This is a genomic window from Campylobacter sp. JMF_14 EL1 (assembly GCF_027737585.1).
Lineage (GTDB): Bacteria > Campylobacterota > Campylobacteria > Campylobacterales > Campylobacteraceae > Campylobacter_B.
In genome coordinates this window covers 1-24,180 of sequence record NZ_JAOVTW010000002.1, presented here as the reverse complement: position 1 = coordinate 24,180, position 24,180 = coordinate 1, and the positions used below count along the sequence as shown (strand labels likewise).

Below are 24,180 nucleotides of genomic sequence, written 5' to 3'. Positions count from 1 at the left end.
AGCCGTTTATCATAAAAGCAATGAAAGATGATTTGATAAATTATGAGTTGTATTATCTAAAAAGCCATTATAATGCTAAACTTAAAGCATTAGATAAAAGCGATGATGAGATAGAAAAGCTAACAAAGGAGTATGATAAGATTTTAGAGAAACAAAGAGATAAATTTTATAAAACTTGTAAAAAGTATGTTAGCTATACGCTTTCGCATTTTGATTCTGTATATTTTTATGTTACTTGTAAATTTGATGATGAGACTAAAAAGTTATATTCGGATTTGCAAAAAGCTATAAAAATCAATGATGAATATCGTTTAATTACTAAAAAAAAGGCTCATATAATGTTTTTTAGTATGCCTGCAATGTATTCTTATGAAGTGCAACAAAAACATTTAAATCCTGACGAAGAAATATCATATATGAAAGTTGATAAAAATATGCTTTCAAAATCCGTTCAAATACCTGATTATTTTGAGACAAATGATATCAAGTCAAAAATATTTGTTTATGATAAAAAACAAGAAATTTACTTTAAAATCAAATGAAGGAAACGAATTGGAAACTGCGAATTTAAAAATTAACATTTATCTTTTGGTAGTTAGGTGTCGGCTCGCAATGACAGCAAATTTAGCGCAAGGAATTTTATAAAAAGGACTGAATTTGAAAAATTGGAATAAAAAGAAATTTGATAAAAATTTAAATACTAATTCAAATAGAAACCAAAGAGATTATGATAAAGAGCCGTTGATTTTGAGGGATTATTCTGGTTTTCCGATTGGATTTCATCATTTAGGAATTTTGATATTTTGGATTAGTGCTTCTGTATTTTCTATTAGCTACTTGGATGATTTTGAGAGTGGAATTTTAAATATGAATTCAGTGAAGCAGACATTGATAAAATTTGTTTTTTTCGTGATAGGATTTTTGATAGTTGATTATTTTAATATCATTAATTCAAAGAAAAAATATATTGCTTACTATGCTTCAAAGGTTGCGTATTGCGATGAGAATTTTAAAGAAATAGATAGCGAAAATTTACGCCATAATGGGACAATCGTAAGGGGAGTTTGGTTTTTAGGCACAATATTTTCAACGAGTTTTTGCAAATTTTTTCTAACGATAATTTTAATAGCAAATTTTCTCAAAGGGACTTTTGAAACGGCTTTTTTAGGCGTATTGTTTTGTATTTTAATATTGCTTATAGCAGAATTCTTAGAAATTCTAGTTTTTGCGAGAGTTTATAAAAATTTTAACAAAAGCCTTAAAAATTTTTGGCAAATATTCCCAAAATTTCAGTTAATCAACGAATATGCGCAAGAAATAAACTGGTATGATTCAAGAAAATTTTATACTGTAGGACTTTATTCTATACACTTATTTTGCTTTAATGAGCAAGATTATAAAGAAGTGCGAGACTATATTATGGCGGTATTTCGTGTGGATATAAATAAAAATTTAAGCAACCAACAATTTCAAAAAATTTTCCAATAAGGAGATGAAAAAATGAGTAATTCTAACAGAATTAACAAGGCTACTAGTGAGCTAGACAAGGCAGAAGAGAGATTATAAATTTTGATAAATTTAAATTTACTAGTTGCTTGAATTTCAAAATTCAGAAGTAAGTTTAAATTTGTGAATTTAAAAATTTTAGTATCGCAGATACTGACAGAGATTTTATAAAAGGATTAAATTTTGGAAAACAGAAATTTTAAAAACGATATTTTTAATAAAAATAAGAATTTGAGGGATTACGATAAAGAGCCGTTGGTTTTGCGTGATTATAGCAAAGAAATAAAATTACACGGTGTTTTAAATTTAATATTTTTCTTTATTTCTTTGATTTTTATTTTGGCTATGCAGAGTCATATTGAATTTGACGAATTTGACGAATTGGTAAAAAAAATTTTTATTTTATGTTTTATTTTTGTAGGATTTTTAACTATCTCCTATATGATAACTATAAATTCAAAAGAACGCTATGTTGCGCTAACATCTGACATGAAAGCAATATATTATGATAATGATTTACAAATACGCAAAATTTACAGCTTAGTTGGAAATAAAGAATTTTCATCGTTTTTATATCAAATAAATAGGCTTAAAAATATATTTGGTTATCCATTTTTAGCTATTTGTATAATCAGTTTTTTATTTACTTTCAATAGCGAATTTATAATAGGTTTGTTTGTTTATGCCTTTATTTTATTTTTATCGATTATGTATGACATTGCATTTCGTATGTTGGTTTATAAAAAATCAAATAAAAATCTTACAAATTTTTGGGAATATTCACAGAAATTTGTAATTGATATAGGTTGGATTGATGGCGGGAGAATTGTAACTGCTGGTGCAACAATTTGCTTTTTTAATCAAAAAGACCATGATTTGTTAAAAGAATATTTTCTTTCACTTTTTCATATAAATTTGGATACAGATATAAAAGGTATTGAAGCTATAAAAATTTTCTAACAAGGAGATAAAAATGAGTAATTCTAGCAGAATTAACAAGGCTACTAGTGAGCTAAACAAGGCAGAGGAGAGATTATTAAACTCTCTTGGATTGAGTGATGAGATAATTAAATCGTTTAAAAATAACCGGTGGTGGTTAGATGTTAGCGGTTTGGTATCAAATTTAGCGTAAATTTTTGTCAAAGTTAGCTTTGGTTAGCAACGCGTGGGTTTTGGGGTTAGTTTGCGCGCGTATAATCACGCCAACTTTAAAGCAAAGGAGAAAAAATGAAAAAGTTAGTTCTATCATTAGCGTGCGCGGTTTTGGCAACTGGGGCTTTCGCACAAGATCCCCAAGGCGGACAAACTCCGCTTCCATGCGGTAACGCAGAGCATAAATGCGCTCCAAATTTAATGCCAAAAATGGGCGGATTTAAGGGCGGTTTCCACGAGGATTTCAAAGGCGGCGCAATGCCGTGCGCTGGCGATATGAAAAACTGCCAGGCAAAAGGGGCGAAATTTGGCCACGATATGAAAAAATTCCACAAAATGGGGCACAATGACCGCTACACAGGTGCGATTATGCGCGAGCTTCCACGCCTTGATCTAAGCGACGAGCAATGGGCGAAGGTGCGCAGAATAATGTTTGAAGCAAACGAAGCGCGAATCGCCAAAAAATCAGAGCCACGCGAGAATTTGCTAGAAGATATCGCTAATTTTGACAAGGCAAAATTTATCGAAAATAATAGCAAAAAATTTACCGAGCAAATCACCGCCGAGGCTGGTGTCATCGAGGCTTTGCTTGGTGTGCTTAGCAGCGAGCAAAAGTCAAATTTGGCTAAAAATTTAAAAGAGCGCAAGGAAAAAAGAGAGGCGCAAAAAGAGCTTAAAAAAGATAAAAAATAAGCCTTCCTAAAATAATTTCATACTCCCCTAACCCTGCGAATTTCGCGGGGTTTTTTAAATTTATCACTAAATTTAGCACCAAATTTTCAAAACTGCGCAAATTTCAAAATTTAACTCGCACAAAAATATTTCGCTTCGTATTTTAAGTAACAAAAGGGTAGAATTACAAAATTTAGAATTTTTAAGGAGAAGAAATGGGAAAATTTGTGAATAATGTCGATGAATTTTTCAAATTTTGCGAAGAAAACGAAGTTAAATTTGTCGATTTCCGCTTTACGGATATGAAGGGATTTTGGCACTCTATCAGCTACAATATCAAAATCGTCGAACCAGATCAGTTCAAAAACGGTATCCCAATGGACGCTAGCTCGATGGACGGCTGGCAACCAATCGATCGAAGCGATATGCTAATGATGCCAGATGTCGAAACTGCATTTTTAGATCCATTTACCGCAGACCCTACGGCTGTGGTTTTTAGCGATATTTTCGATATTTACAAGGGCGAACTTTACGAAAAATGCCCTCGCTCAATCGCCAAAAAAGCTATGAAATACCTAAAAGATAGCGGGCTTGGCGATGAGGCGTATTTCGGGGCTGAAAATGAATTTTTTATCTTCGATAATGTCAAAATCGTCGATAGCACAAACTGCGCTATGTATGAGATAGACACCGAAGAGGGCGAGTGGAACGACGATACGAACTTCTCATCAGGATACAATAGCGGCCACCGCCCACGCAAAAAAGGCGGATATTTGATGACTCAACCAATCGATACAGCCACTGATTTAAGGGCTGAGATGATGCAGGTTTTGGAGCAAGTGGGCTTAGATGTCATGCTAGGACACCACGAAGTAGCCCAAGGCCAAAACGAAATCGGCGTGAAATTTGGCAATCTAGTCGAAATGGCTGACAATGTGCAAAAACTAAAATATGTCATCAAAATGGTAGCCCAACTAAACGGCAAAACCGCGACTTTCATGCCAAAACCGCTTTATGGCGACAATGGCAACGGCATGCATGTGCATCAATCAGTCTGGAAAGACGGCAAAAACCTATTTTATGGCGAGGGAAATTACGCGAATTTAAGCGATTTCGCACGCTGGTATATCGGTGGCGTGCTCTCTCACGCAAGAAGTGTCGCAGCTTTTACAAACGCCAGCACAAACAGCTACAAACGCCTAATTCCGGGCTTTGAGGCTCCGTCGATTTTGACATATTCTAGCCAAAACCGCTCAGCCTCCGTGCGAATTCCTTATGGCGCAGGCGAAAAAAGCGTTAGGGCTGAATTTCGCTTCCCAGATAGCACTTCAAATCCATATTTAGCCTTCGCTGCAATGCTAATGGCAGGACTTGATGGCGTGAAAAACAAAATCGAGCCAGCAGGGCCAATGGACGAAAACTTATTCAAACTCACCCTTGATGAGATTCGCGAGCGCGGTATCGAGCAGTTCCCGCACACGCTTCGTGGCTCGCTAGAAGCGCTGATCCGCGATAGAGCATATCTCAAAGACATTATGAGCGACGATTTTATCCAAGCCTATCAACACATGAAATTTAAAACCCAAGTTTGGCCATACGAAGCACGCCCTACTCCGTATGAGTTTAAGATGAATTTTTCGTGCTAAGGGCGCGTGGGCGAAAGTGATTTCGCCCAAATTTCAAAATTTTGAAACTCAAACTCTTTTATAACAAAAAAGAATTTTGCCTATTTTTGCTTTTTATCGTTTTGATTTTTGCGCTAAATTTGGCGTTTAAATACCACGAATTTTGCGAATTTAAGGCAAATTCTCGCATATTTTTACAAAGCCAAATTTTAAATTCCTACGACAAAACAAACGCCAAAGGCCGCACATACACCGTGCTAAAACTAAAATCAGGGAATTTTACGATTTATACCACGACCAAAACTGGGCGCGAATTCCCACGATTCGCGCGCGTGAGTGTGGGTATCATCACGCAAAATTTGAGTTTTTTGGATTTTGTGAAGGCTAGATTTTATGCGCCAAATTTTAAAATTTCCGCCCCATTTTACGAAAATTCGCCAAAAACAAAAGCCATAAATTTCGTCCGCGCCCAGCACGCAAACCCCCTCATAGCCGATCTTTACAGCGCGCTGTATTTCGCTACGCCCATGCCTTATGATTTGCGCCAAAACATCACGCACTGGGGGATCGCGCATATTGTTTCGATTAGCGGGTTTCATTTAGGCATTATTTTTTCGTCGTTTTTTCTGATTTTTGCGCCGATTTATCGCATTTTGCAGAGGCGATTTTTCCCGTGGCGAAATCTCAAATTTGACCTCAGCGTCACGGCGATTTTGCTGATGATTGGCTATCTTTTTGTGCTGGATTTCACGCCTAGTTTTTTGCGTTCGCTGGCAATGTGCGTGGTGGGATTTTTCCTTTTGTGGCGCAATTTCGAGCTTTTAAATTTCGCCAATCTCTTCCTTAGCATTGCGCTTTTGCTAGCCGTTTTTCCGCATTTAGCTTTTAGCGTAGGGTTTTATTTTTCCTCCCTTGGCGTGCTTTATATTTTTTTGTATTCGCACCATTTTTGGGGCAAATTTAGCACTTTCGCAAATTTGGCGCTTTTTAATCTTTATGTCTGGTTTGCGATGAATATCGCGGTGTATTTTTTCTTTCCGCTGGCTTCATTTCAGCAACTTAGCGTGATTATCATCGGATATATTTTTGTGATTTTTTACCCTCTTAGCGTGGTTTTGCACCTGTGCGGATTAGGCGGGGTTTTTGATGAGGCTTTGATTAGTTTTTTAAATTTCACGCTTCCAAGCTTTGAAGCGCAAATTCCACTATGGCTTTTTGTGCTTGCAAATTTATGCGCTCTTGGCGCTATTCGCTCTAAAACCTGCGCCTTGATATGCCCTATTTTAGGAATTTTGCCGATATTTTTCATAACTTAAATTTTAAAATTTATTTTGAAATTTAAGCAAAATATACACCCCATCGCTGTATAATAAAAAGTTAAATTTTCATTTCATTTTAAGGGGTAAATTATGTTAAAGATTCCTTATGGCAACACCTTTATCGACTTTGACGAGGGGGACGCAAATGTTTTGCGCTCTAAAATCGACGAGCTTAAAGCCGAGGGCAGCGGTCTAGAAATCGTAAAAAAAGCTATGGCAAACCCAATCGATAGCCCGCGATTGTGCGAGCTTGCCAAAGGCAAGAAAAACTGCGTCATCATCATCTCAGACCACACTCGCCCAGTGCCAAGCAAGGATATTTTGCCAAATATGTTTGCCGAGCTAAAAGAGGGAAATCCTGATATCGAAATCACGCTTTTAGTTTCCACTGGATTTCACCGCCCTACCACAGAGGCTGAGCTTCGCGCCAAACTAGGCGATGAAATTTACGAAAGCTCAAAAATCGTGGTGCATGATTGCTTTGATCCAGATTCAAACACACAAATCGGCATTTTGCCATCAGGCGCACCGTGTGTAATCGATAAAGTCGCCGTAGAGACCGAGCTTTTGGTATCAGAGGGCTTCATCGAACCGCACTTTTTCGCTGGATTTAGCGGCGGCAGAAAGAGCGTTTTGCCCGGTGTTTGCGACAAAGTAACCGTGTTAGGAAATCACTGCTCAAAATTCATAGATAGCGAATTTGCCCGCACTGGCGTGCTAGATGGCAACCCATTGCACACAGATATGCTAGCAGCGGCGAAATTTGCCAAACTCGCCTACATCGTAAATGTCGTAATCGACGAGGATAAAAAAACGGTCGCAGCGTTTGCGGGAAATTATGTCACAGCGCACAGAGCGGGTTGCGACTTTTTGCTAAGTTACGCCAAAGTCGAGCCAAAAATGGCAGACATCGTCATCACATCAAACGGCGGCGCGCCACTTGATCAAAATTTATACCAATGCGTCAAATCAATGACCGCAGCTGAGGCTACCTGCAACCCTGGTGGCGTCATCATCGAGTGCTCATACTGCGCCGACGGACACGGTGGCGAGGGATTTTATCGCTCGCTGAAAGATTGCGAAAGCGCGCAAGCCTTTTACGATCAATGTATGGCAACCCCGCAAGAAAAAACAATCCCAGATCAATGGGAGAGCCAAATTCTCGCGCGCGTTTTGATCAAACACACAGTCATCATGGTAACACGCCCTGAGATCAAAACCATGGTCGAAGATATGAAAATGAAATATGCTGCTAGCCTTGAAGAAGCCCTAGAAATGGCGCATGCGCTAGGCAAAAAGAGCCTAACTGTGATTCCAAACGGAATTTCCGTAATCGTAAAAAAATAATTTCCGCTCGGGGGCTTCGCGCCCCCTGATTTTTGCTTTTTTAAAATTTAATCTCTAAAATTTATCAAATTTGTCAAAATTTGTCATTGCGAGGCGACTTGTCGCCGTCGTGGCAATCTACGACTTTAAAATTCCTTGCGCTGAATTTGCTGTCATTGCGAGTGAGTGTAACGAGCGAAGCAATCCAGTAAAATTTTCAGCACACTTCAACTTAAATTTTACTTCCGATTTGTCATTGTAAGAATTTTGAGTAAGCAAAATTCTCGGCGCAGTATTCCCCAACCCTGCCACAAAACAACCAAAATTTCAAAATTTAGCGAAATTTTAAGCGTTATATTAGTTTTATTCGATATAATGCGATTTCTTATTACTTGGACAGGTGGGTGAGCTGGCCGAAACCACACCCCTGCTAAGGGTGCAGCTTCTAACCGGGGCTCGAGGGTTCGAATCCCTCCCTGTCCGCCACCAATCAAAATCCCAAAATCTACCCTTTCATTACCAATTTTCTGTATAATAGGCAAATTTTATGAAAGGTGAAATCATGAAAAATATCAAACAAATCTCACACCCCCTAATCGAGCACAAACTCTCAATCCTGCGAGACAAAAAGACAGATCCGTTTCAGTTTAGAATGCTAATCGACGAGATTAGCTACCTAATGCTTTTTGAGGCAAGCAACGATTTGCGCCTAAAAGACGCGCCGATTACGACGCCTGTGGCAAAAATGACAGCAAAAAGATTAGACGAAAAGATTATGATATGCCCTATTTTGCGCGCTGCGCTTGGTATGCTGGACGCTGTCTTTAAGCTAATTCCAGATGCGAGCGTCGGGTTTTTGGGCTTTCAGCGCAATGAAGAGAGTTTGCAGGCTGAGTTTTTCTACGCAAAACTCCCGACTGACTACAAAGAGCGCACCGCAATCATCATAGATCCGATGTTTGCCACCGGTGGCACGGCGATTGACGCGGTGAAATTCCTCAAAGAAAAGGGCGTGAAAAAGATTAAATTTATCTCTATCATCGCTGCGCCCGAGGGACTGAAAAAATTCAGCGAAATCTACCCAGATGTGCCTGTATATACTGCCGCGATCGACGAGAAGCTAAACGAAAACGGCTACATCGTCCCAGGTCTAGGAGACGCTGGCGATAGGGTGTTTAATACGATGAAATAGGCGAATTTAGGCGTTTTATGACGCTTAAAATTGATTTATGGCGCGCTGGTTTGGTGCTGGCGCACCAAAATTTTAAAATTCGCATAAATTTGGCGGGTTGTTTGCGATACTGCGCCGAGATTTAAAAATTCGGGCAGTTACTCGGACTTGCGTGTGTGCTAAATAAAAATGTGCCATTTTGCAAATAGTAGTCATGTTTAACCGATACGCCAAGCTTTCGCAATAATCTGTCACTTGGATTGGTGCAGTAAGAATTTAGCATTATTTGCTGATATTCATTTTTTAATTCCAACACAGTATTATCACTTAAATGATTTACAAAAAACATAGTGCTATAAATATAAGTATTACTAGCACAATATAGATTATATGTTGCACTGTATTCATCTAAAACCATAGGCATTCTGGCGTTGAATTTATTTATACTGTTTATGATATATTTTCTATCACAAATATTTGTAGAATTTAAAAAATTTGGACAATTTCTCGGATTTGTGTTGATAGTATGGACTAAATTTCCACTTTTATTAAAGAAGTTCATTTTGATATTAAGTCCTATATCAGCGGCTAGCTCAATATTATAGTCAGAACACATTACTTCATTTTTCATAAATTTATCCAATTCATCTTTTTCTCTTTGCGATGGAGTTTGGTTTGTATTTATATGAGTATTTAATATAATTGTATTATTTTGACACTCGCTTTTACTAAACCAAAAATCTTTCTTACCTGCATTTAACGCCATACTATCTAGCCTGTCAATCCATTCTCTCATATACTGCTCATCGCAAATATCTTGTCCGAAAGCAAAGCTAAAAAATAAATTTGTAAATAAAATTGAGAATATTAATTTTTTCATTTTAATCCTTATTTTTAGCATATTGATATAGAAATAATATCAGCATAACTACAATTAAAATAGCACTAATCCACAAATAACTCTCAAAATCTTCCGCTGGTGTAGAATATCTACCAGTAGGCGTATCTCTCGGTCCTACACGAATTTCATAAGGAGTATTCCAATTGTAAATTTTATATCCAACACAACCACCAATATAAACTACAACAAAAAACCATATTGTAAATTTTCCCATATTACCCTACTTATTCATTTGATTAACTTTTTGATTATACAAATTTATGCAACCATTAAGCCAAATTTGTTTTTGTTGCAGTTTTGTTTCTTCTAAATTTAAAGACATATTTAAACTTTCAAGATGCTTTAATCTATTTACAGTTTGATTTAATCTATCAAACCGCCTATTAGGATTAAGAATATCTTGCGCAATAGAATTTGGCGTATCTATATGTATTGGTGTGTGCATAGAATTGATTTCTTGTCTTTTTATTTCTAACATTTGAAAATTTTGATTAATTTGCCTTTGTTCTAAATTTAGAACTTGCGATATTATATTCATTTGCTCTGCTGTTTGCGCCCTTGATATTTCATTATAACAATCAAACTGATTTGCAAATATGCTCGAAATAAGCATACAAAATATTGTAATTTTTTTCATCTATTTTCCTTTAAAATAAACTATCAGATTTATAAATTTTGCTCATAAATTTCAAAAACACTTCGGCGTTGGCGAAATTTTCTTTTAGCAAATCATACTTTTTCATCGCATAAAATAACGAAGCGCTTTTTGATTGCGATGAAAATGATTTTTTTGGATTAAATTCTATATCGCTAAAATACTCAAATTCGCAAATTTTATCGCTTAAATGCGAATTTTGCAAAAGTGCGTTTATATAAAGCCAATCGTAAAAATATGTTTTCGGCTCGGTCGAATACTCTACGCCAAAAAGCTTAAACCCTACAAAATTTCCACTATTTTTTAATTTTTCATATTTTTTTGGATGAATTTTTTCATCATAAATTATTTCGTGGTATGCTCCACCACGCTCAAAAACTTTTGAACCTTGAAAAAACCGCTCCACACTTGCTTTTACGCTTTCGCCATTTTCGTTTTTTAATGTAAGTTGCAAATTAAAAGCACTTAAATTTCGCCCTAAATCTAATGGTGAAGCCTTTGAAATTTCTAAAATTTTATCGCTTTTAAATTTAGCTTTTGCAGAATTTAAAAAGCTTTTAATTGATTTTTCTTTTTGAGATTTTGCAAAACCTGAAAAATATTCAAATTCTACATTTTCAAATTTTACATACGGGGCTTTTTCTACCGCATAAAAACATGGTCTGATTGCTTTTGCCATTTTAACACCAAATCAAAGGAATAATTTCGCTAACAAATTTTAACGGAATATTTTCATAAATCATAACTTCTGATTGAGCCATTTTAAATTCCGATTGGTTGCTATAATCAGGAAATCCGTCTATCGCATATAATTTTTCAAAATTTAATGTATTTTTAATCACACTATATTTATTTATGTTTGCGTTATTGTCAGTAGCATTTTTATCACTCATTAAAAACGCACGATAATATAAAATCAATGGACTTATTAAAATCAAAGCAAAATTTGATTGTTTTTCAACTTGTAATCCATGCTCGTCAGGTTCGCTTAATCCGTAAGTTCTATTTAAAAATCGTCTCAACATCGGTGAATCGCCTATAATAGATAAATGGACATAATCATCCAAATTTCGTCTCTTATCTAAACTGTGCGATAAATCCTCTGTTATAAAATCCATTTCTACATTTTTATCTTTTAGATAATTTTTACTATAAATTCCACCCATTTTTATGATTGATGGCAAATTTGTCAATTTTGTTAAATGAATAAAATCATAATATTTTGATTTATTTAAAAATAAATCTTTGCAGAATTTATCGGCTTCATCAAAATTTTCTAATACAGAAAGATTAAGTTTGGGCTCTGGTTTAAAATCTTTGGCTAATTTTTCAATTTCACTTCTTTGTGGAATATTTGGCGAGTGAAAATTTTTAATTCTTGTAAATTTTCCAAAATCTTGTATTAGTTTATCATCAAAACCCCAACCCATTTTTATCCTTTTATTAAAATTTAACTGCTATTCTACCCAATTTTCCCTAAATTTATTCAATTCGAAGTCTATAAATATTCAATACGAATAAAAAAATATTTAAAATTCAAAGAAGTTATTCATTTTGAATATTTAGGACGAAAATGGAAATTTACGAAAAAATCGCCGAGATTGCAAAAGAAAAAAATATCAGCAAAAAAGAGCTTGTCAGGCGGATTTTATCGCTCGAACCGCACCTAAACTCCACAGGCGAAATCCCTAGCGAACCCACGCTTTACAACTACCTCAACGGCAATCGTGAGCTAAAAGTCGAGCTAATCCCGTTCATCGCTCAGGCGTTAGGCGTCTTCGAGCAGGAGCTTTTCATCTGCAACGAAAACGACAGGGCGAGATTTTACAACCATTTAGCCAAAACCTACGCCACGCTTGACCCCGAATTTAGCGAGCTTTTGCCTTATGCTTCGCCGATTTTGCTAAAACACATAAAGCTACTTTTACGCGAAAGCAAAGCCCAAACCCAAAATTTAATGCAATAACTCAAACCCCGCAAAACCCCTAAATTTAAAACCAAATTTCTATCCCAAACTAATCAAATTTTTTCAATCAACTCTAATCAAATTTCGCTACAATTCGCCCCGAAAAAAGCAGGTCTGCTTAACTTATCCAAAAGGCAATTTAATGCCAAAATCAACCATACTTTTTATCATTTCAGGTGCCCTTCTAGGCCTTGGCGGAGCCGCGCTCGTGCATTATGGCAACCCCGCGAATATGGGCGTTTGTGCCGCGTGTTTCTTGCGCGATACAGCTGGTGCGCTCGGCTTTCACAGAGCGGCCGTGGTGCAATACATACGCCCAGAAATCATCGGCCTTATCATCGGCGGTTTTATCGCCTCGCTAATTAGTGGCGAGTATCGCACACTCTCGGCCTCATCGCCATTTACGAGATTTATCTTAGGGATTTTTGCGATGATTGGCTGCTTGGTGTTTTTGGGCTGTCCGTGGAGAGCGTTTTTGCGCCTAGGCGGAGGCGATATGAGCGCAATCGCTGGCGTGGTGGGGCTATTTGCCGGGGTGGCTTGTGGCAGGTTTTTTAAGGCTAGCGGATACGAGACAGAGCGCGAAAACGAGCTTTCAAAACCGCTTGGCGCAATGCCACTTATCATCGGAATTTTACTTTTGCTAGCACTCATTAGCGGGGTGAAATTCGGCGAAAACGGCGCGATTTTTAGCTCGACTTCGGGTCCCGGCTCACAACATGCGCCGATTTTTATCTCCCTAATCGTAGCCGTTATCATCGGCGCGGCTATGCAAAGAAGCAAATTTTGCTCCGTTGGCGCACTTTCGCGCACTTTTAACGGCGATTTTTCTATGTTTTGGGGCATAGTGGCGGTGATCGCGAGTGCCTCAATCGCAAATTTGGCGTTTGGGCAGTATAAATTCGGCTTCGAAGCTCAGCCAATCGCGCATAACGAATTTATCTGGAATTTCGCTGGCATGGCATTGGCGGGACTGTGCTTTTCGCTGTGCGAGGGCTGTCCTGGCAAACACCTAGTCCAGGCTGGAAGCGGAAACCTAAACTCTGCGATTTTCATCGCTGGCATGGCGTGTGGCGGGGCTATCGCGCATAATTTCTCGCTAGCTAGCTCGGCTAAGGGGATTAGCGAATTCGCGCCGTATGCGGTGGCGCTTGGCTTTGCGTTTTGTGCGTATTTTGGGATTTTTAGTAGGCAAAAAGCCTAAATTTGAAATTTGGCGCGATCTAACACTCGCGCCAAATTTTTAAGAAGTTAAAATTTTAATCAATGCGAATTTCGCGGTGATTACATAGTTAAAAATTGGTTGTATAAATCGTCCAACAAAAAGTAGTGTTTAGGGACATTGCCGTTATAAAATGGCCCGATTGTCTCATCGTATTTTTTATCGAAATAGCCTGCTTGTGAGAGCTCGAAAATCTTTTGATCGACCAATTGTAGCATATCTCTGTTGCCCTTTTGGGTGACGACGCAGTCGAAAAATGTCTCGCCGATTTTTGGGATTGATACTTCAAAATTTAGATCTAGCACCGGCACAGAGGCGACTGAGACGATATTGTGCATATACGCATCAGCCTCGCCACGATTGACCTTGTCGTAGCAGTCTTTGTTGTTTTGGCATGGCACTGGGGTGATATTAGGGTTTTTGCGCACCCAGACATCTGAGTTGCTCTCGCCGATGACAGCTATTCTTTTGTCCTCTAAATCCTCGATTGATTTGATGCCAGCTGATCTTTTCGAAACGGTCGAGAGATTGATAGAAAAATACGGCACCGAAAAATACTCTTCATTATACCCCCCCCTTAATTTTGCTTAAATTTGAGTAAAATTTGAATAAAAATTTAATATTTTTGTATAAATTATCAGATTGGGATATTTTTGATAAATTTGGATAAAATTTGTAAAATTTAAAAAGGGGCGTAAATTGAAAATTTACGCCCAAGCAAGAGATTTTGGATCGATTTTTTCTGCGCCAAAATACTTGCCATACACATCGTTGTAGATAATTCCCAAGCACTCTTTAAATCTCGGATCCTCTTCTGCGCTAATCGCGTTTAAAACAGCTGTTTTGACGCTAGCAGGGTTTTTAGGCTCACCGCTTGTGCGAAGCGCGTCCATAAATTTGTCATAAAGCTCGTCAGCATGGACATAACTCATCAAAAATTTTGCTTTTTGGTAAGCTGATTTTTCGAAAGCCATATCGCCTACTAACGAAGGTTTATCTGTGAAAATAAAATTCTCACTTTTTTCAAATTTCTGCTCTTTTAGCTTTTGATCTACTAGCCCAAGCGCGCTAGCTAGCCCGTATAAAATGCCAGCTGGGTGCGGAGGACAGCCAGGGATAAAGACATCGACCGGAATTACGCTTTGCGCACCGCCCCACACGGCGTAACTATCGTGGAAGATTCCGCCACTTGAACCGCACGCGCCCAAGGCTACGACGATTTTTGGCTCAGGGATCGCCTCATACGCGCGCAAAAGCGGATAATACATCTGCCTAGTAACAGGTCCAGTTACGAGCAAAATATCGGCGTGGCGCGGGTTTGCGACGAGTTTGAAGCCAAATCTCTCTGGATCCCATTGTGGAGCAAGAGTGGCGAAAATCTCGATTTCGCAACCATTACAGCTACCGCAATCGACACGAAAAACGCTGAAACTTCGCCTAATTTGTTTTAAAAATTTTAATTTATCATCGCCGCTCATCACACAATCCTTTGATAATCATTTTTTCGCATTTTCGCTGCTGTGTTTTCGCGTTTGCAAGCAGGGCAAATTTGCGTATATTCTCTGGCTAGCTTTTTGCGATCATCGCTCATATTCGAAGATGCGATTCTACTAAGCGCGGTTTGGACAAAACGCTTCGAAGTAAAAGCCTTGCCACACTGTGAGCAGTTATGCGCCTCCATAGTGCCACACACATGCAAATCAGCTCGATTGAAATTCACGCCTAGTTCAAATTTAGAGCTAAGTTTAATAGCCTTTGTAGGGCAGACCTCCTCGCAACGACCACAAAAAATGCACCTGCCAGTATCGTATCGCCACACTACTGACTTTTCATCTTCGATTTTGACGCTGATTGCGTTTGGCGGGCAAGCCACGCCACAAGACGCGCAGCCAATGCACAAAGCATAGGTATATTCTGGGCGACCTCTGAAATTTTCGCTCATTTCATACGGCGCTAACGGATAAGGCTTTGTAACAACTCCCTTTTTTTTCACTAAATCAAAAATTTTCATCTAATTTCCTTTTTGGCAAATCGCTTTAAGCTCTTTTCCGGCTAAAATTTTGCTTTTTCCGCTTTTTATATCAACCACGGTTAGCCTTTCGGTGCATGAATAGCACGGATCTAGGCTACATACGATAAGCGCAGCGTCAGCGACAGTGTAGCCACGAAGCTGATGAGCTAGGGCTGGCCAGTTGCTAAATGTAGGAGCCTTGACACGCCATCTATATACTTTTTGGCTTCCGCTTTGCATTATCCAGTGAATATCCTCACCGCGCGGTGCTTCGATATAACCGATTGCGTAGCTGTTTGGTTTAACCCTATAATCGCTATTTACGATAATATCACCACCTGGCATTATATCAATACACTGCCTAATCACACTAATCGCGTCTTTTGTATCGTGGTAGCGCACCTTGACCCTGCCATAGACATCGCAACTAGTTTCGGTATTTATGTTAAATTTGAGTTTTTTCGTAAATTCATCAGGGTAATCGTAGCGAACATCTCGCTTAAATCCACTAGCCCTGATTGTAGGTCCTACTGAGCCATAATCCCTACCGACCTGCGGATCTAAAACGCCGATTCCCTTCCAACGAGACATTTGCCTTTCATCATTTATGATGACTTCCCAGACATCTTCAAATTCTTGCTCGATTTTAGAGAGCAAATTTAAAATCTCTTTTATCTCTTTGGCTCTGATATCTCGTCTCATACCGCCTACGGTTACCGTGCCGTAAGTTTTCCTGCCACCTGTTAAAATTTGGGCCAAATCGAGTGTGTATTCACGCACTCTAAATACATGCATAAATGCAGTATAGTTTCCTGTAACCTCGCACGCTAAACCGATATTTAGCAAATTTGAGTGAAGTCTTTCGACCTCTGCGCTCATTATACGAAGCGCTTGCGCGCGTTCAGGGATTTCTAGCCCCATAGCGTTTTCTGTGGCTCTTGCCATAGCGATAGAGTGCGCAAAACCGCAAATTCCGCAAACTCTCTCGGCTAAAAATGCCATTTGAGTGTAGTTCATGCGATTTTCAGCTAGTTTTTCCATGCCTCTATGCTCATAATACAGCCTATAATCCGCATCTACAATCGTATCGCCGTCACAATAAAGCCTAAAATGTCCCGGTTCATCAGCCGTGATATGAAGCGGTCCAAGCGGGATAGCTTGGGTATTTACTCCCTTTGGCTTTTTAAATTCATAATCAGGCTCTATGCTTAGCGGATCTGGACGAAATTTATAATTCATCTCATCTTTTCTAAGCGGATATAAATCTAGCGGCCAATCATCACTCATAGCAAGTCTTCTTGGATCTATTAGCCCTTCTGCTCTAAGCCCAAAGAGATCAAAAGCTTCTCTTTCATACCAAACAGCAGCCTTAACGAGCGGTGTAACTGAGGGATAAACAGGATCATCAGCCGGAATTAGAGTTTTAACGGTTATAAAGCATTTCTCTTCTAATTCATCATCTTGGCTAAATTTAGAACCCTCCATAGAAAGCACATAATAAAGCGCAAAATGTTTATTTATAGACCTTTCATCGTTTGCTACCATCGTCACTAACCAACCGCCGATACCATAATATAGCTTATTTACCACAGCAGGCAGGTCGTTTCTATCGACCAAAATCGTTATTTGTTTATCGGTTTGTCTAGTGGTTTCAAGTATGTTAAATTCGCTTTCGATTTGACTAATGTATAAATCACCTATCATCTTAAATCCTTTATTAAATTCACGCTCAAATCAAGCAAATTCCAGAAAAACTCAAATTTCCAAAGTCCGAAAGCAATAACAAAAAAGCCCAAAAATATAAGCGGTAAATTTTCAAATAAACTCATTTCTTTATCGTATTTTAGCTCGCTTTGGTTTTTGCCAAATGAAGCTAAGAAAAAGTGTGAAAAGTCTGCTATGAAAATAACTGCTAATGCAATCGCAAAAATAATCGCTACGACATATCGCTCTGTCAAAATTGCTTGTGTAAAAGTCATAAATTCGCTTACGAAAATCGCAAAAGCTGGAACTCCAACAAGTGAGCAAATCGAAATTCCAAAAAACACGCAAGTAAGCGGTGCAGTGTAGGCTAGACCGCCCATTTTGTGCATATTGTTTGTTTGGTAAATTCTCCAAGTATTTCCCGTGGTAAGGAAAGCTAGGGCTTTTGTAAGGCTGTGAGCTAGGCAATGGAAAAGTGCTGCCGCTACGCCGATTTTTCCGCCAACTCCCAAAGCAAATGCGATAACGCCCATATGAACTACGCTGTGATAAGCAAGCATGCGTTTTACATCGTGTTGAGTTACCAAGAAATACCCAGCCACATAAAGCGTAATCACGCCACTTACAAGCATAGTATCCATTACAAATTCCATGCCGACTGAATTTGCAGCGATAAAATAGTATCTAATGAGAGCTAGCATTGCGACTTTTAGCACGATACCGCTAAGCACGGCAGAAGTCGGAGATGGACCTTGTGCGTGAGCATCAGGAAGCCAAGTATGAGTTGGAACAAGACCTGCTTTTGTGCCAAATCCCACAAGAGCTAAGATAAAAATAACCTTCATCGTAAGCGGATCGATTTTTTTATCAATCAAATCCGTAAATAAAATCCCGCCGCTTGAATAAAGCAAAATAGTAGCCAACATAGCAAACGCTAGACCAAGAGAGCAGACCATTACATATTTATAACCGGCTTCTACGATTTGTTTTTTCTTGTTATAAACAACCATAAAAACGCTACTTAGCGTTGTCGCTTCGACAGCCGCCCACATAATAGCAATATCATTTGCCACGGCAGAAAGTATCATAGCAAATGTCGTGATATAGGCTAAAACTAGCATTTTTTTGATTTTTTTAGGACTTTCATCTCTCCAACCAAGATAAGTAGGAAAATATAGCGTTACCAAAGTCCCTGTAATGCCGATGATTGTCAGATAAATTCCACCCAAGCTATCTAAAAATAGCATTTTATTTAGTGCGAAAAGCGGCGAATATCCTATAAGCGAAATAGCTTTAAAAATAACCGCACAAATAATTAGCGCAAAGACCAAATTCGCGACTTTTATCTTGTTATCAGGCACGAAATAAATCAACGCCGCAAATATTAACGGCAAAATAAGCAATAAACATATTATCATACTCAACCCTTTAACTCGCTGGCTAAATTCGTATTTTGGCTACCAAAGACCTCTTTATATCTAACCGCCAAAATAGCCATAATCGCGATTCCAAACACAGCGTCGCTTAAAATTCCAAGTTCGACTAGCGAACTAGCATTACAAGCGTTTGTGGCTAAATTTAGATGAACCGCGTTTTCTATCAAACAATAAGCCAAAATTTGTTTTAAAAACGACCTTCTTAAAATAAATCCGCAAACCCCAATCCAAAATGTAAAAATCGCAGCGCAAATGACAAATTCATTTTGGATAATTGCAAATTTCATAAAGATTGGCGTCAAAAGATAAGCTAGCCCAATCGAAAAAGCAAAAGCTATCACAGGCGATAAGAAAAAGCCAGTGTATGGGTCGTTTTCGTGCTTTTCATCGATTCTAATAAGGGTAAAGAAAAGTATCGCAGGCACCAAAATCACCTTAGTAATGACCGCGATTATCGCCCACGAATACAGCTCGCCAGCTCCAAATTTGGCCGCCATGATAAAAAATAGCGTCACCAAACAAAGGGTATTTAGCGCATAAAGACCGATAGAAACTCTATAATCCCTAAACGAAAATACCGCCAAAGAAATCATCATCAAAAGTATTGCAAACACTTCCATATCAAACCCCCGCAGCAAACAAAATCACGCTTAAAATGCCAAGTCCTAGCATCCACGAAGCGTTTAATTTCAAAGTCGAAAGCATTGCATACCTAGGACCGAAGTTATCAATTAGCACGGCAAGCGTTGTGGCTAATTCGACCAAGATTATCGTAAAAATGCAATCTAAAAGCAAATTGTTAAACCCAAATGGGATAAAAATTTTAACAAATAGGCAAATTACGGCAAATTGTTTTAGCATAGCGCCAATGTCGATAAGAGCTAAATCTCTACCGCTAAATTCAGCCACGACGCCTTCTTGAACCTCTTGTTCTGCTTCTGCTATATCAAAAGGCTTTCTTGACATTTCGATATAAACAGCCCACAAAAACACAATCCCAGCGACTATAAACGATGCTTTTGCGCCGATTTCGCCATTTATCACAGCTTGGTGAATTTTGACCAAATTTGTATCGCCAAACATCGCACAAACCACGATTACACCGCAAATCATAATAGGCTCAGCATACAAAGCCAACATATTTTCTCTGTTTGCGCCGATTGCCGCAAATGGGTTTAGGCTATCAAATGCTGCTAAATTTAGAATAACTCTAAATGCGACCAGCAGATACACGATGACGATCAAATCCGAAACTGCCTCGCACCTAGCAGCCGTTAGCATTACCAAAAACGCTCCGATTGCCACGAGCAAATACGGCGTCCATTTAAAGACAAAATGGGCTGAATTTGGAGCTGTTCGCTTTCTGCGCAAAAGTTTTAACAAATCATAATAAGTTTGCCAAATCGGCGGTCCTTGGCGAGACTGGATTTTTGCACGCAAACTTCGACAAATACCGTCAAATAGTGGCATCAAGGCAAGAGCTAAAAGTAGTTGTAATATCATAGTTTGCCTCCAAAAAAGTAAAATATTCCCACGCCCATAACGCCAAGATAAAGCACCATATAAAATGCGTAAGTCGCACTCTTGCCGTTTTGCATAATGGCGATTTTATCGGCTATTTTCATATTTATATCAATTATTGGCTTATAGATATACTCCATAAAGGCGTCTTTTACGCAAACGCTGTAAGAACTGCCTTTTTTGCGCATTTTTATGCACATAAATTTAGCCAAAACTCGCCTTAAATCACCCACAGCTGTGTTTGAATTTGGCAAGAAATCATTGCTGAATTTAAATCCGTTCGCCCACGGATCGCTTAATTTTGGTTTATCAAAAGGCGATTTGAAAACTAGCAAAATCACAAATGGCAAAATTAACATAGCAATCAAACATAGCCAAAGCAATGAAAACGATAGTGTCGCTCCACTATCTGATACTGGCATAAATGACCAAATTTTGCTTACAAACATAGGTGATGAAAGAGCCAAAATCACACAGAAAAGCGCCAAAATCACCATAGGCACGAGTGAGAAAATCGAAGCCTCCCTATACTCGCCTTTGGCTTTGCCACTAAATATTAATCCGTAAAATTTAACAAAGGCAAACGCACAAAGCACGCCAGCTAGCGTCAAACCGATAGTTGAAAGCGCAAAAACTAATCTTGAAATTCCAGGATCTGTTTTTGACAAAAGCGCTTTATATATCAGCCACTCGCTCGCAAAGCCGTTAAATAGCGGAATTGCGACTATGCTTAACACAGCTATTAGCGAACAAAACGCAGTGATTGGCATAAATTTTGCCAAACCGCCCAAAGAGTTGATTTTTAGCTTTTTGCTTGCATTGTAGATATTTCCAGCAGCAAAGAACAAAACAGCCTTAAACACGCTGTGATTTAAGCTATGTAAAATCGCACCAGCCAAACCAAAGGCTGCCAAAATATTATTTCCGGTAGCAAGCCCGTAAAGTCCAGCACCGAGTGCTAGCAAAATAATTCCCATATTTTCGACAGAACTATATGCGATTAGTTTTTTATACTCGTTTTGAAGCGCAGCAAAAATGATACCCCAAACAGCACCAAATGCGCCCAAAATCATCATAGCTAAGGCAAAAGAGGCAGGAATTTTGGCAATCAACATAAATTTAATCAAACCAAAAATCGCGACCTTACTCATCGCGGAACTAAATAATGCTGAGACATTTGAATTTGCAAGAGGATATGCTAGTGGGCTCCACACATGAAACGGCGCAAGACCAGCCTTCGTGCCAAATCCGATAAAAAGCAAAATGCAAATAAATAAAGATGAAGCATTGAAATTCCAGTCGCTAAAATGCAAACTTCCAGCACTATGCGCCATAATCAAAAACGCTATAACGATACAAAACGCGCCCACTTGCGCCACGCCAAGATATAGCATAACTGTGAAATTCGAACTTGGAGTGTCGTTGAATTTGAGCATTAGCGCAGAAACTAGCGTCATTAACTCCCATAAAACCACGAATCCAAAGACATCGTTACTACTAATAACCATTAGCATGCTTAGCATAAAAAAGCTAAAAAGCGCAGATTTTACAGCGAAATTCAGCTTGAAATTTTGCAAATATCCAAGCGAATAAATCGCACTCATCGCGCCTATAAAACATACTATAAAACTAAAAAACGCACCCAAAGGCGTTAGCAAAAAGCTTGGTTCAAACAAAAATCCCCTAAGCACAAATTCGCTACTTCCATGCAGTTGCGACAGGAAATACAGCGCGCCCACTACTGAAATAGCGGCATTTGAAATAAATCCAAAATACAAAGCAGTCTTTTGCGAATTATAAAGAGCTAAGCTGATAACGCCTATTAATAAGTATGAAATAAAAATAAATTCAAGCATTGTCATCCTTATTATCGTTAGATTTCAAATTCGGATTTTTTGCCCCTTTGCTCTCTTTTTTCGGTTTAGAGGCTACTTTTTGCGGTTTTATCTCATCACTAGGCTTAGGTTCTACTTTTGGCTCAGCTTTGGCTTCCGCTTTTGGCTCAGTTTTTGCTTCGACCTTTTGAGGAGCCGGTTTTTGGGCTACTTTCTCAGCTGGCGCAGGAGTTAGGGTAGGAGCTGTTTGTGGGGCTAGTTTTTCAGCTGGTTTTTGGACTGGTGCACTCTGTGGTGCAAAAGCCGTGTCAAAAGCCGCTTTTTCAGCCACTTTTTCAACTGGTTTTTCAGCCGCGCTCGCTTCTGGCGCAGGTTTTGGCGCAGGTGGAGCCACGAACTCGCTTAGATCAACATCTCTATCGCTGATAACCTTGATGAAATTTTGCATATTTTCCGTATTTTTGAGTTTTTTTCCGATTTTATGCTCTAAATTTGAATCTAGCATTATAATCGCACCTTTTGGACAGGCTTCGACACAGGCCGAGCCCTCTTCTCTACCATCACAAATATCGCATTTGACAGCGAGACTTGGAAATCCCGGTTGGCTAAGATAGTTCGCGTCTTTTTCGACTCCAAAAACACCAGTGCTATCTAATGAGACGGCGCCATACGGACAGGCTACGGTGCAAAGCCCACAGCCGACGCATAAATGCTCATTGAGATGGACAAAATCTGTTAAATTTTGCAAAGCACCGCTTGGGCAAACTACGGCACATGGAGCATCGTCGCATTGGCGACATTGGTTTGTAGAAGAGGTTTTTTCTACTTTGAATACTCTAATGCGTGTAATTCCTAGTTTGCCGCGTTTTATAGATTCTTTAACACAAGCCTTCTCGCACGCCTTACAACCTATGCAAAGCTCCGGATTCGTGATTACAATTTGATGAATTTTACTCACACGACAGCCTTTTCAAAGAAATCTGATAATTGACATGTAAATTTATCAAAATTCGTCTAAATTTAGGTTGAAAAATTTATTTATTATTAAAATTTTATTAATATGAAACTAAAATTTAATTTTAAATTTTTTATACATTTTTATATTTTTTATTTCATATAAACAGATGCAATACTAAAAATAAAACAGATTAAAATCACAATATCCATAACATTGCAAAATTTTAAATTTTTAAAACTATATGTTTTTAAATGGAAAAATTTACTAGGATTTTATTTCGATGAATTTGCCTTAAATTTGAATTTCAAGCTACGGGCTAAATTTAAAATTTAACCCATAGTCTAAATTTGGAAATTTGATAATTTTGCAGAATTTATAAATTCTAAATTCCCTACTCGCTCACAGCTTTTTTGATTTTTTTGACTTCATCTGCCGTATCTTTTGCTTTTTTGGCTTTTTTAGCTGTATCTGTATTTTTGGCTTTATCTTTTAAATCCACAATCTCTTTTTTGACCTTTTTATCGGCTTTTTTTGTGGCTTTTTCTTTTTCTTTTTTCGCGGTTGATTTTAGGTCGCTAGTATCTGTCTTGCCAGTAAGAGTTAGGTCGTCTTTGATAGCCTCGAAGCGCTTTTCGCCGATGCCTTTGATGTTTTTAATCTCGTCGATTGAGTTAAATTTGTTGTTTTTTCTATATTCTATGATAGCCTCAGCCTTAGCCTCGCCAATGCCAGGAAGCGCCATTAGCTCATCTTTTGTGGCGGTGTTTAGGTTAATCCCAGCGAAAGCTAGGCTTGCAAAGATTGCGGTTGATGATAGGATTTTAAAGATTTTCATTTTTTCTCCTTTAATTGATTTGAGAAATAATTCTAAATTTAAGCCACTTAAAATTTAATAATTTTTTTAAATTTCGATAAGAATAATTTAAAATTTAGCGATAAAGTTAAATTTGCAAAGTGAAATTTTAAATTTAAAGATAAAATTTATAGAATTTGGAATTTTAAAATTTAAAAACTACAAGTAAAATTTTAAAAATTTCATTGTAATTGATTTAAAATTTGATTGACATAAAATTTTAATTGATTTAAAAAAGCATAAAGAATAAAACAAAGTCCGCAACGACCTACTTTCCCGACATCCGAGTAACGGAGAGTATCATCAGCCATGATGAGCTTAGCTTCTTGGTTCGGTATGGAGCAAGG

The 24,180-nt window shown here is 38.2% G+C and carries 26 protein-coding genes and 1 tRNA gene; 12 read left to right on the top strand and 15 right to left on the bottom strand.

Translation table 11 applies throughout. The annotated features are described in order from the left end of the window. The first annotated feature begins 20 nt into the window (after nt 1–20). The 10 genes from OFN73_RS03520 (at nt 21) to upp (ending at nt 8,792) form a co-directional block, all read left to right on the top strand. Nucleotides 21–542, top strand: a complete 522-nt coding sequence (locus OFN73_RS03520) for a hypothetical protein (RefSeq protein ID WP_270862261.1) — start codon at nt 21–23, stop codon at nt 540–542. A gap of 115 nt (nt 543–657) precedes the next feature. Continuing rightward, the gene (locus OFN73_RS03515; protein WP_270862260.1) at nt 658–1,488 is read left to right on the top strand and encodes a hypothetical protein; all 831 of its coding nucleotides are present in this window, start codon (nt 658–660) and stop codon (nt 1,486–1,488) included. Between the two features lie 201 nt (nt 1,489–1,689). Beyond that, nucleotides 1,690–2,466, top strand: a complete 777-nt coding sequence (locus tag OFN73_RS03510) for a hypothetical protein (RefSeq protein WP_270862259.1) — start codon at nt 1,690–1,692, stop codon at nt 2,464–2,466. Nucleotides 2,467–2,479: 13 nt separating this feature from the next. Next, on the top strand, nt 2,480–2,638 hold the full coding sequence (locus tag OFN73_RS03505; protein WP_270862258.1) for a hypothetical protein: 159 nt from the start codon (nt 2,480–2,482) through the stop codon (nt 2,636–2,638). A 95-nt stretch (nt 2,639–2,733) separates the two neighbouring features. Continuing rightward, nucleotides 2,734–3,351, top strand: a complete 618-nt coding sequence (locus OFN73_RS03500) for a hypothetical protein (protein ID WP_270862257.1) — start codon at nt 2,734–2,736, stop codon at nt 3,349–3,351. 194 nt (nt 3,352–3,545) lie between these two features. After that, on the top strand, nt 3,546–4,976 hold the full coding sequence (gene glnA / locus OFN73_RS03495; RefSeq protein WP_270862256.1) for a type I glutamate--ammonia ligase: 1,431 nt from the start codon (nt 3,546–3,548) through the stop codon (nt 4,974–4,976). Nucleotides 4,977–5,062: 86 nt separating this feature from the next. Next, nucleotides 5,063–6,271 carry a ComEC/Rec2 family competence protein gene (locus OFN73_RS03490; protein ID WP_270862255.1) on the top strand — a complete coding sequence of 403 codons (1,209 nt, stop codon included), beginning with the start codon at nt 5,063–5,065 and terminating at the stop codon, nt 6,269–6,271. A 93-nt stretch (nt 6,272–6,364) separates the two neighbouring features. After that, complete coding sequence (gene larA, locus OFN73_RS03485; RefSeq protein ID WP_270858344.1) at nt 6,365–7,621, top strand: nickel-dependent lactate racemase; 1,257 nt, start codon at nt 6,365–6,367, stop codon at nt 7,619–7,621. 373 nt (nt 7,622–7,994) lie between these two features. Continuing rightward, nucleotides 7,995–8,086 (top strand) — tRNA-Ser (locus tag OFN73_RS03480). A 76-nt stretch (nt 8,087–8,162) separates the two neighbouring features. Beyond that, nucleotides 8,163–8,792 carry a uracil phosphoribosyltransferase gene (gene upp / locus OFN73_RS03475; protein WP_270858742.1) on the top strand — a complete coding sequence of 210 codons (630 nt, stop codon included), beginning with the start codon at nt 8,163–8,165 and terminating at the stop codon, nt 8,790–8,792. Between the two features lie 121 nt (nt 8,793–8,913). Here upp and OFN73_RS03470 read toward each other — a convergent pair whose 3' ends face one another. Genes OFN73_RS03470 through OFN73_RS03450 form a run of 5 tightly spaced genes read right to left on the bottom strand, consistent with a single transcriptional unit; the run spans nt 8,914 to nt 11,757 of the window. After that, on the bottom strand, nt 8,914–9,651 hold the full coding sequence (locus OFN73_RS03470) for a hypothetical protein (protein ID WP_270862254.1): 738 nt from the start codon (nt 9,649–9,651) through the stop codon (nt 8,914–8,916). 1 nt (nt 9,652) lies between these two features. Then, the gene (locus tag OFN73_RS03465; protein ID WP_270862253.1) at nt 9,653–9,886 is read right to left on the bottom strand and encodes a hypothetical protein; all 234 of its coding nucleotides are present in this window, start codon (nt 9,884–9,886) and stop codon (nt 9,653–9,655) included. A gap of 6 nt (nt 9,887–9,892) precedes the next feature. Further along, a complete protein-coding gene (locus tag OFN73_RS03460) occupies nt 9,893–10,309 on the bottom strand; it encodes a hypothetical protein (protein ID WP_270862252.1) in 417 nt (138 codons plus the stop codon). Between the two features lie 10 nt (nt 10,310–10,319). Beyond that, a complete protein-coding gene (locus tag OFN73_RS03455; RefSeq protein ID WP_270862251.1) occupies nt 10,320–11,006 on the bottom strand; it encodes a DarT1-associated NADAR antitoxin family protein in 687 nt (228 codons plus the stop codon). A 1-nt stretch (nt 11,007) separates the two neighbouring features. Beyond that, a complete protein-coding gene (locus OFN73_RS03450; RefSeq protein ID WP_270862250.1) occupies nt 11,008–11,757 on the bottom strand; it encodes a DarT ssDNA thymidine ADP-ribosyltransferase family protein in 750 nt (249 codons plus the stop codon). 143 nt (nt 11,758–11,900) lie between these two features. Between OFN73_RS03450 and OFN73_RS03445 the strand changes: the two genes are divergently transcribed. Together OFN73_RS03445 and yedE are read left to right on the top strand one after the other, a co-directional pair. Further along, nucleotides 11,901–12,293, top strand: coding sequence for a helix-turn-helix domain-containing protein (locus tag OFN73_RS03445; RefSeq protein ID WP_270862249.1), 393 nt, complete (start codon nt 11,901–11,903; stop codon nt 12,291–12,293). A gap of 142 nt (nt 12,294–12,435) precedes the next feature. Then, the gene (gene yedE, locus OFN73_RS03440; protein ID WP_270862248.1) at nt 12,436–13,497 is read left to right on the top strand and encodes a YedE family putative selenium transporter; all 1,062 of its coding nucleotides are present in this window, start codon (nt 12,436–12,438) and stop codon (nt 13,495–13,497) included. Between the two features lie 80 nt (nt 13,498–13,577). Here yedE and OFN73_RS03435 read toward each other — a convergent pair whose 3' ends face one another. From OFN73_RS03435 to OFN73_RS08150, 10 genes are all read right to left on the bottom strand, one after another. Beyond that, entirely contained in the window at nt 13,578–14,063 is a 486-nt protein-coding gene (locus OFN73_RS03435) for a transporter substrate-binding domain-containing protein (protein WP_270862247.1), read from the bottom strand. A gap of 159 nt (nt 14,064–14,222) precedes the next feature. Further along, nucleotides 14,223–14,993 (bottom strand): NADH-quinone oxidoreductase subunit B family protein, encoded by a 771-nt coding sequence (locus tag OFN73_RS03430; protein ID WP_270862246.1) that lies wholly within the window; start codon nt 14,991–14,993, stop codon nt 14,223–14,225. Beyond that, the gene (locus OFN73_RS03425) at nt 14,993–15,526 is read right to left on the bottom strand and encodes a 4Fe-4S dicluster domain-containing protein (RefSeq protein ID WP_270862245.1); all 534 of its coding nucleotides are present in this window, start codon (nt 15,524–15,526) and stop codon (nt 14,993–14,995) included. The genes OFN73_RS03430 and OFN73_RS03425 overlap by 1 nt, the downstream gene beginning before the upstream one ends. Next, a complete protein-coding gene (locus OFN73_RS03420; RefSeq protein WP_270862244.1) occupies nt 15,527–17,230 on the bottom strand; it encodes an NADH-quinone oxidoreductase subunit C in 1,704 nt (567 codons plus the stop codon). Continuing rightward, nucleotides 17,227–18,648, bottom strand: a complete 1,422-nt coding sequence (locus tag OFN73_RS03415; protein ID WP_270862243.1) for a proton-conducting transporter transmembrane domain-containing protein — start codon at nt 18,646–18,648, stop codon at nt 17,227–17,229. The genes OFN73_RS03420 and OFN73_RS03415 overlap by 4 nt, the downstream gene beginning before the upstream one ends. Nucleotides 18,649–18,650: 2 nt before the next feature. Next, a complete protein-coding gene (gene hyfE / locus OFN73_RS03410) occupies nt 18,651–19,286 on the bottom strand; it encodes a hydrogenase 4 membrane subunit (protein ID WP_270862242.1) in 636 nt (211 codons plus the stop codon). A 1-nt stretch (nt 19,287) separates the two neighbouring features. Then, nucleotides 19,288–20,169: a respiratory chain complex I subunit 1 family protein gene (locus tag OFN73_RS03405; RefSeq protein ID WP_270862241.1), complete on the bottom strand. Its 882-nt coding sequence runs from the start codon at nt 20,167–20,169 to the stop codon at nt 19,288–19,290. Beyond that, complete coding sequence (locus OFN73_RS03400; protein WP_270862240.1) at nt 20,166–22,043, bottom strand: proton-conducting transporter transmembrane domain-containing protein; 1,878 nt, start codon at nt 22,041–22,043, stop codon at nt 20,166–20,168. Before OFN73_RS03400 ends, OFN73_RS03405 begins: the two co-directional genes overlap by 4 nt. Beyond that, nucleotides 22,036–22,980 (bottom strand): 4Fe-4S dicluster domain-containing protein, encoded by a 945-nt coding sequence (locus OFN73_RS03395; protein ID WP_270862239.1) that lies wholly within the window; start codon nt 22,978–22,980, stop codon nt 22,036–22,038. The genes OFN73_RS03400 and OFN73_RS03395 overlap by 8 nt, the downstream gene beginning before the upstream one ends. Nucleotides 22,981–23,371: 391 nt before the next feature. Further along, entirely contained in the window at nt 23,372–23,815 is a 444-nt protein-coding gene (locus tag OFN73_RS08150; protein WP_442868100.1) for a ComEA family DNA-binding protein, read from the bottom strand. Between the last annotated feature and the right edge of the window lie 365 nt (nt 23,816–24,180).

Excerpts from the sequence above, each read along its gene's own strand:
- larA (WP_270858344.1), top strand. The coding sequence starts at position 6,365 with ATGTTAAAGATTCCTTATGGCAACACCTTTATCGACTTTGACGAGGGG.
- OFN73_RS03460 (WP_270862252.1), bottom strand. The coding sequence starts at position 10,309 with ATGAAAAAAATTACAATATTTTGTATGCTTATTTCGAGCATATTTGCA.
- OFN73_RS03500 (WP_270862257.1), top strand. The coding sequence starts at position 2,734 with ATGAAAAAGTTAGTTCTATCATTAGCGTGCGCGGTTTTGGCAACTGGG.
- OFN73_RS03420 (WP_270862244.1), bottom strand. The coding sequence starts at position 17,230 with ATGATAGGTGATTTATACATTAGTCAAATCGAAAGCGAATTTAACATA.
- yedE (WP_270862248.1), top strand. The coding sequence starts at position 12,436 with ATGCCAAAATCAACCATACTTTTTATCATTTCAGGTGCCCTTCTAGGC.
- OFN73_RS08150 (WP_442868100.1), bottom strand. The coding sequence starts at position 23,815 with ATGAAAATCTTTAAAATCCTATCATCAACCGCAATCTTTGCAAGCCTA.
- OFN73_RS03445 (WP_270862249.1), top strand. The coding sequence starts at position 11,901 with ATGGAAATTTACGAAAAAATCGCCGAGATTGCAAAAGAAAAAAATATC.
- OFN73_RS03430 (WP_270862246.1), bottom strand. The coding sequence starts at position 14,993 with ATGAGCGGCGATGATAAATTAAAATTTTTAAAACAAATTAGGCGAAGT.
- OFN73_RS03405 (WP_270862241.1), bottom strand. The coding sequence starts at position 20,169 with ATGATATTACAACTACTTTTAGCTCTTGCCTTGATGCCACTATTTGAC.
- OFN73_RS03450 (WP_270862250.1), bottom strand. The coding sequence starts at position 11,757 with ATGGGTTGGGGTTTTGATGATAAACTAATACAAGATTTTGGAAAATTT.
- OFN73_RS03505 (WP_270862258.1), top strand. The coding sequence starts at position 2,480 with ATGAGTAATTCTAGCAGAATTAACAAGGCTACTAGTGAGCTAAACAAG.
- OFN73_RS03400 (WP_270862240.1), bottom strand. The coding sequence starts at position 22,043 with ATGCTTGAATTTATTTTTATTTCATACTTATTAATAGGCGTTATCAGC.
- OFN73_RS03425 (WP_270862245.1), bottom strand. The coding sequence starts at position 15,526 with ATGAAAATTTTTGATTTAGTGAAAAAAAAGGGAGTTGTTACAAAGCCT.
- OFN73_RS03520 (WP_270862261.1), top strand. The coding sequence starts at position 21 with ATGAAAGATGATTTGATAAATTATGAGTTGTATTATCTAAAAAGCCAT.
- OFN73_RS03465 (WP_270862253.1), bottom strand. The coding sequence starts at position 9,886 with ATGGGAAAATTTACAATATGGTTTTTTGTTGTAGTTTATATTGGTGGT.
- OFN73_RS03455 (WP_270862251.1), bottom strand. The coding sequence starts at position 11,006 with ATGGCAAAAGCAATCAGACCATGTTTTTATGCGGTAGAAAAAGCCCCG.
- glnA (WP_270862256.1), top strand. The coding sequence starts at position 3,546 with ATGGGAAAATTTGTGAATAATGTCGATGAATTTTTCAAATTTTGCGAA.
- hyfE (WP_270862242.1), bottom strand. The coding sequence starts at position 19,286 with ATGGAAGTGTTTGCAATACTTTTGATGATGATTTCTTTGGCGGTATTT.
- upp (WP_270858742.1), top strand. The coding sequence starts at position 8,163 with ATGAAAAATATCAAACAAATCTCACACCCCCTAATCGAGCACAAACTC.
- OFN73_RS03415 (WP_270862243.1), bottom strand. The coding sequence starts at position 18,648 with ATGATAATATGTTTATTGCTTATTTTGCCGTTAATATTTGCGGCGTTG.
- OFN73_RS03470 (WP_270862254.1), bottom strand. The coding sequence starts at position 9,651 with ATGAAAAAATTAATATTCTCAATTTTATTTACAAATTTATTTTTTAGC.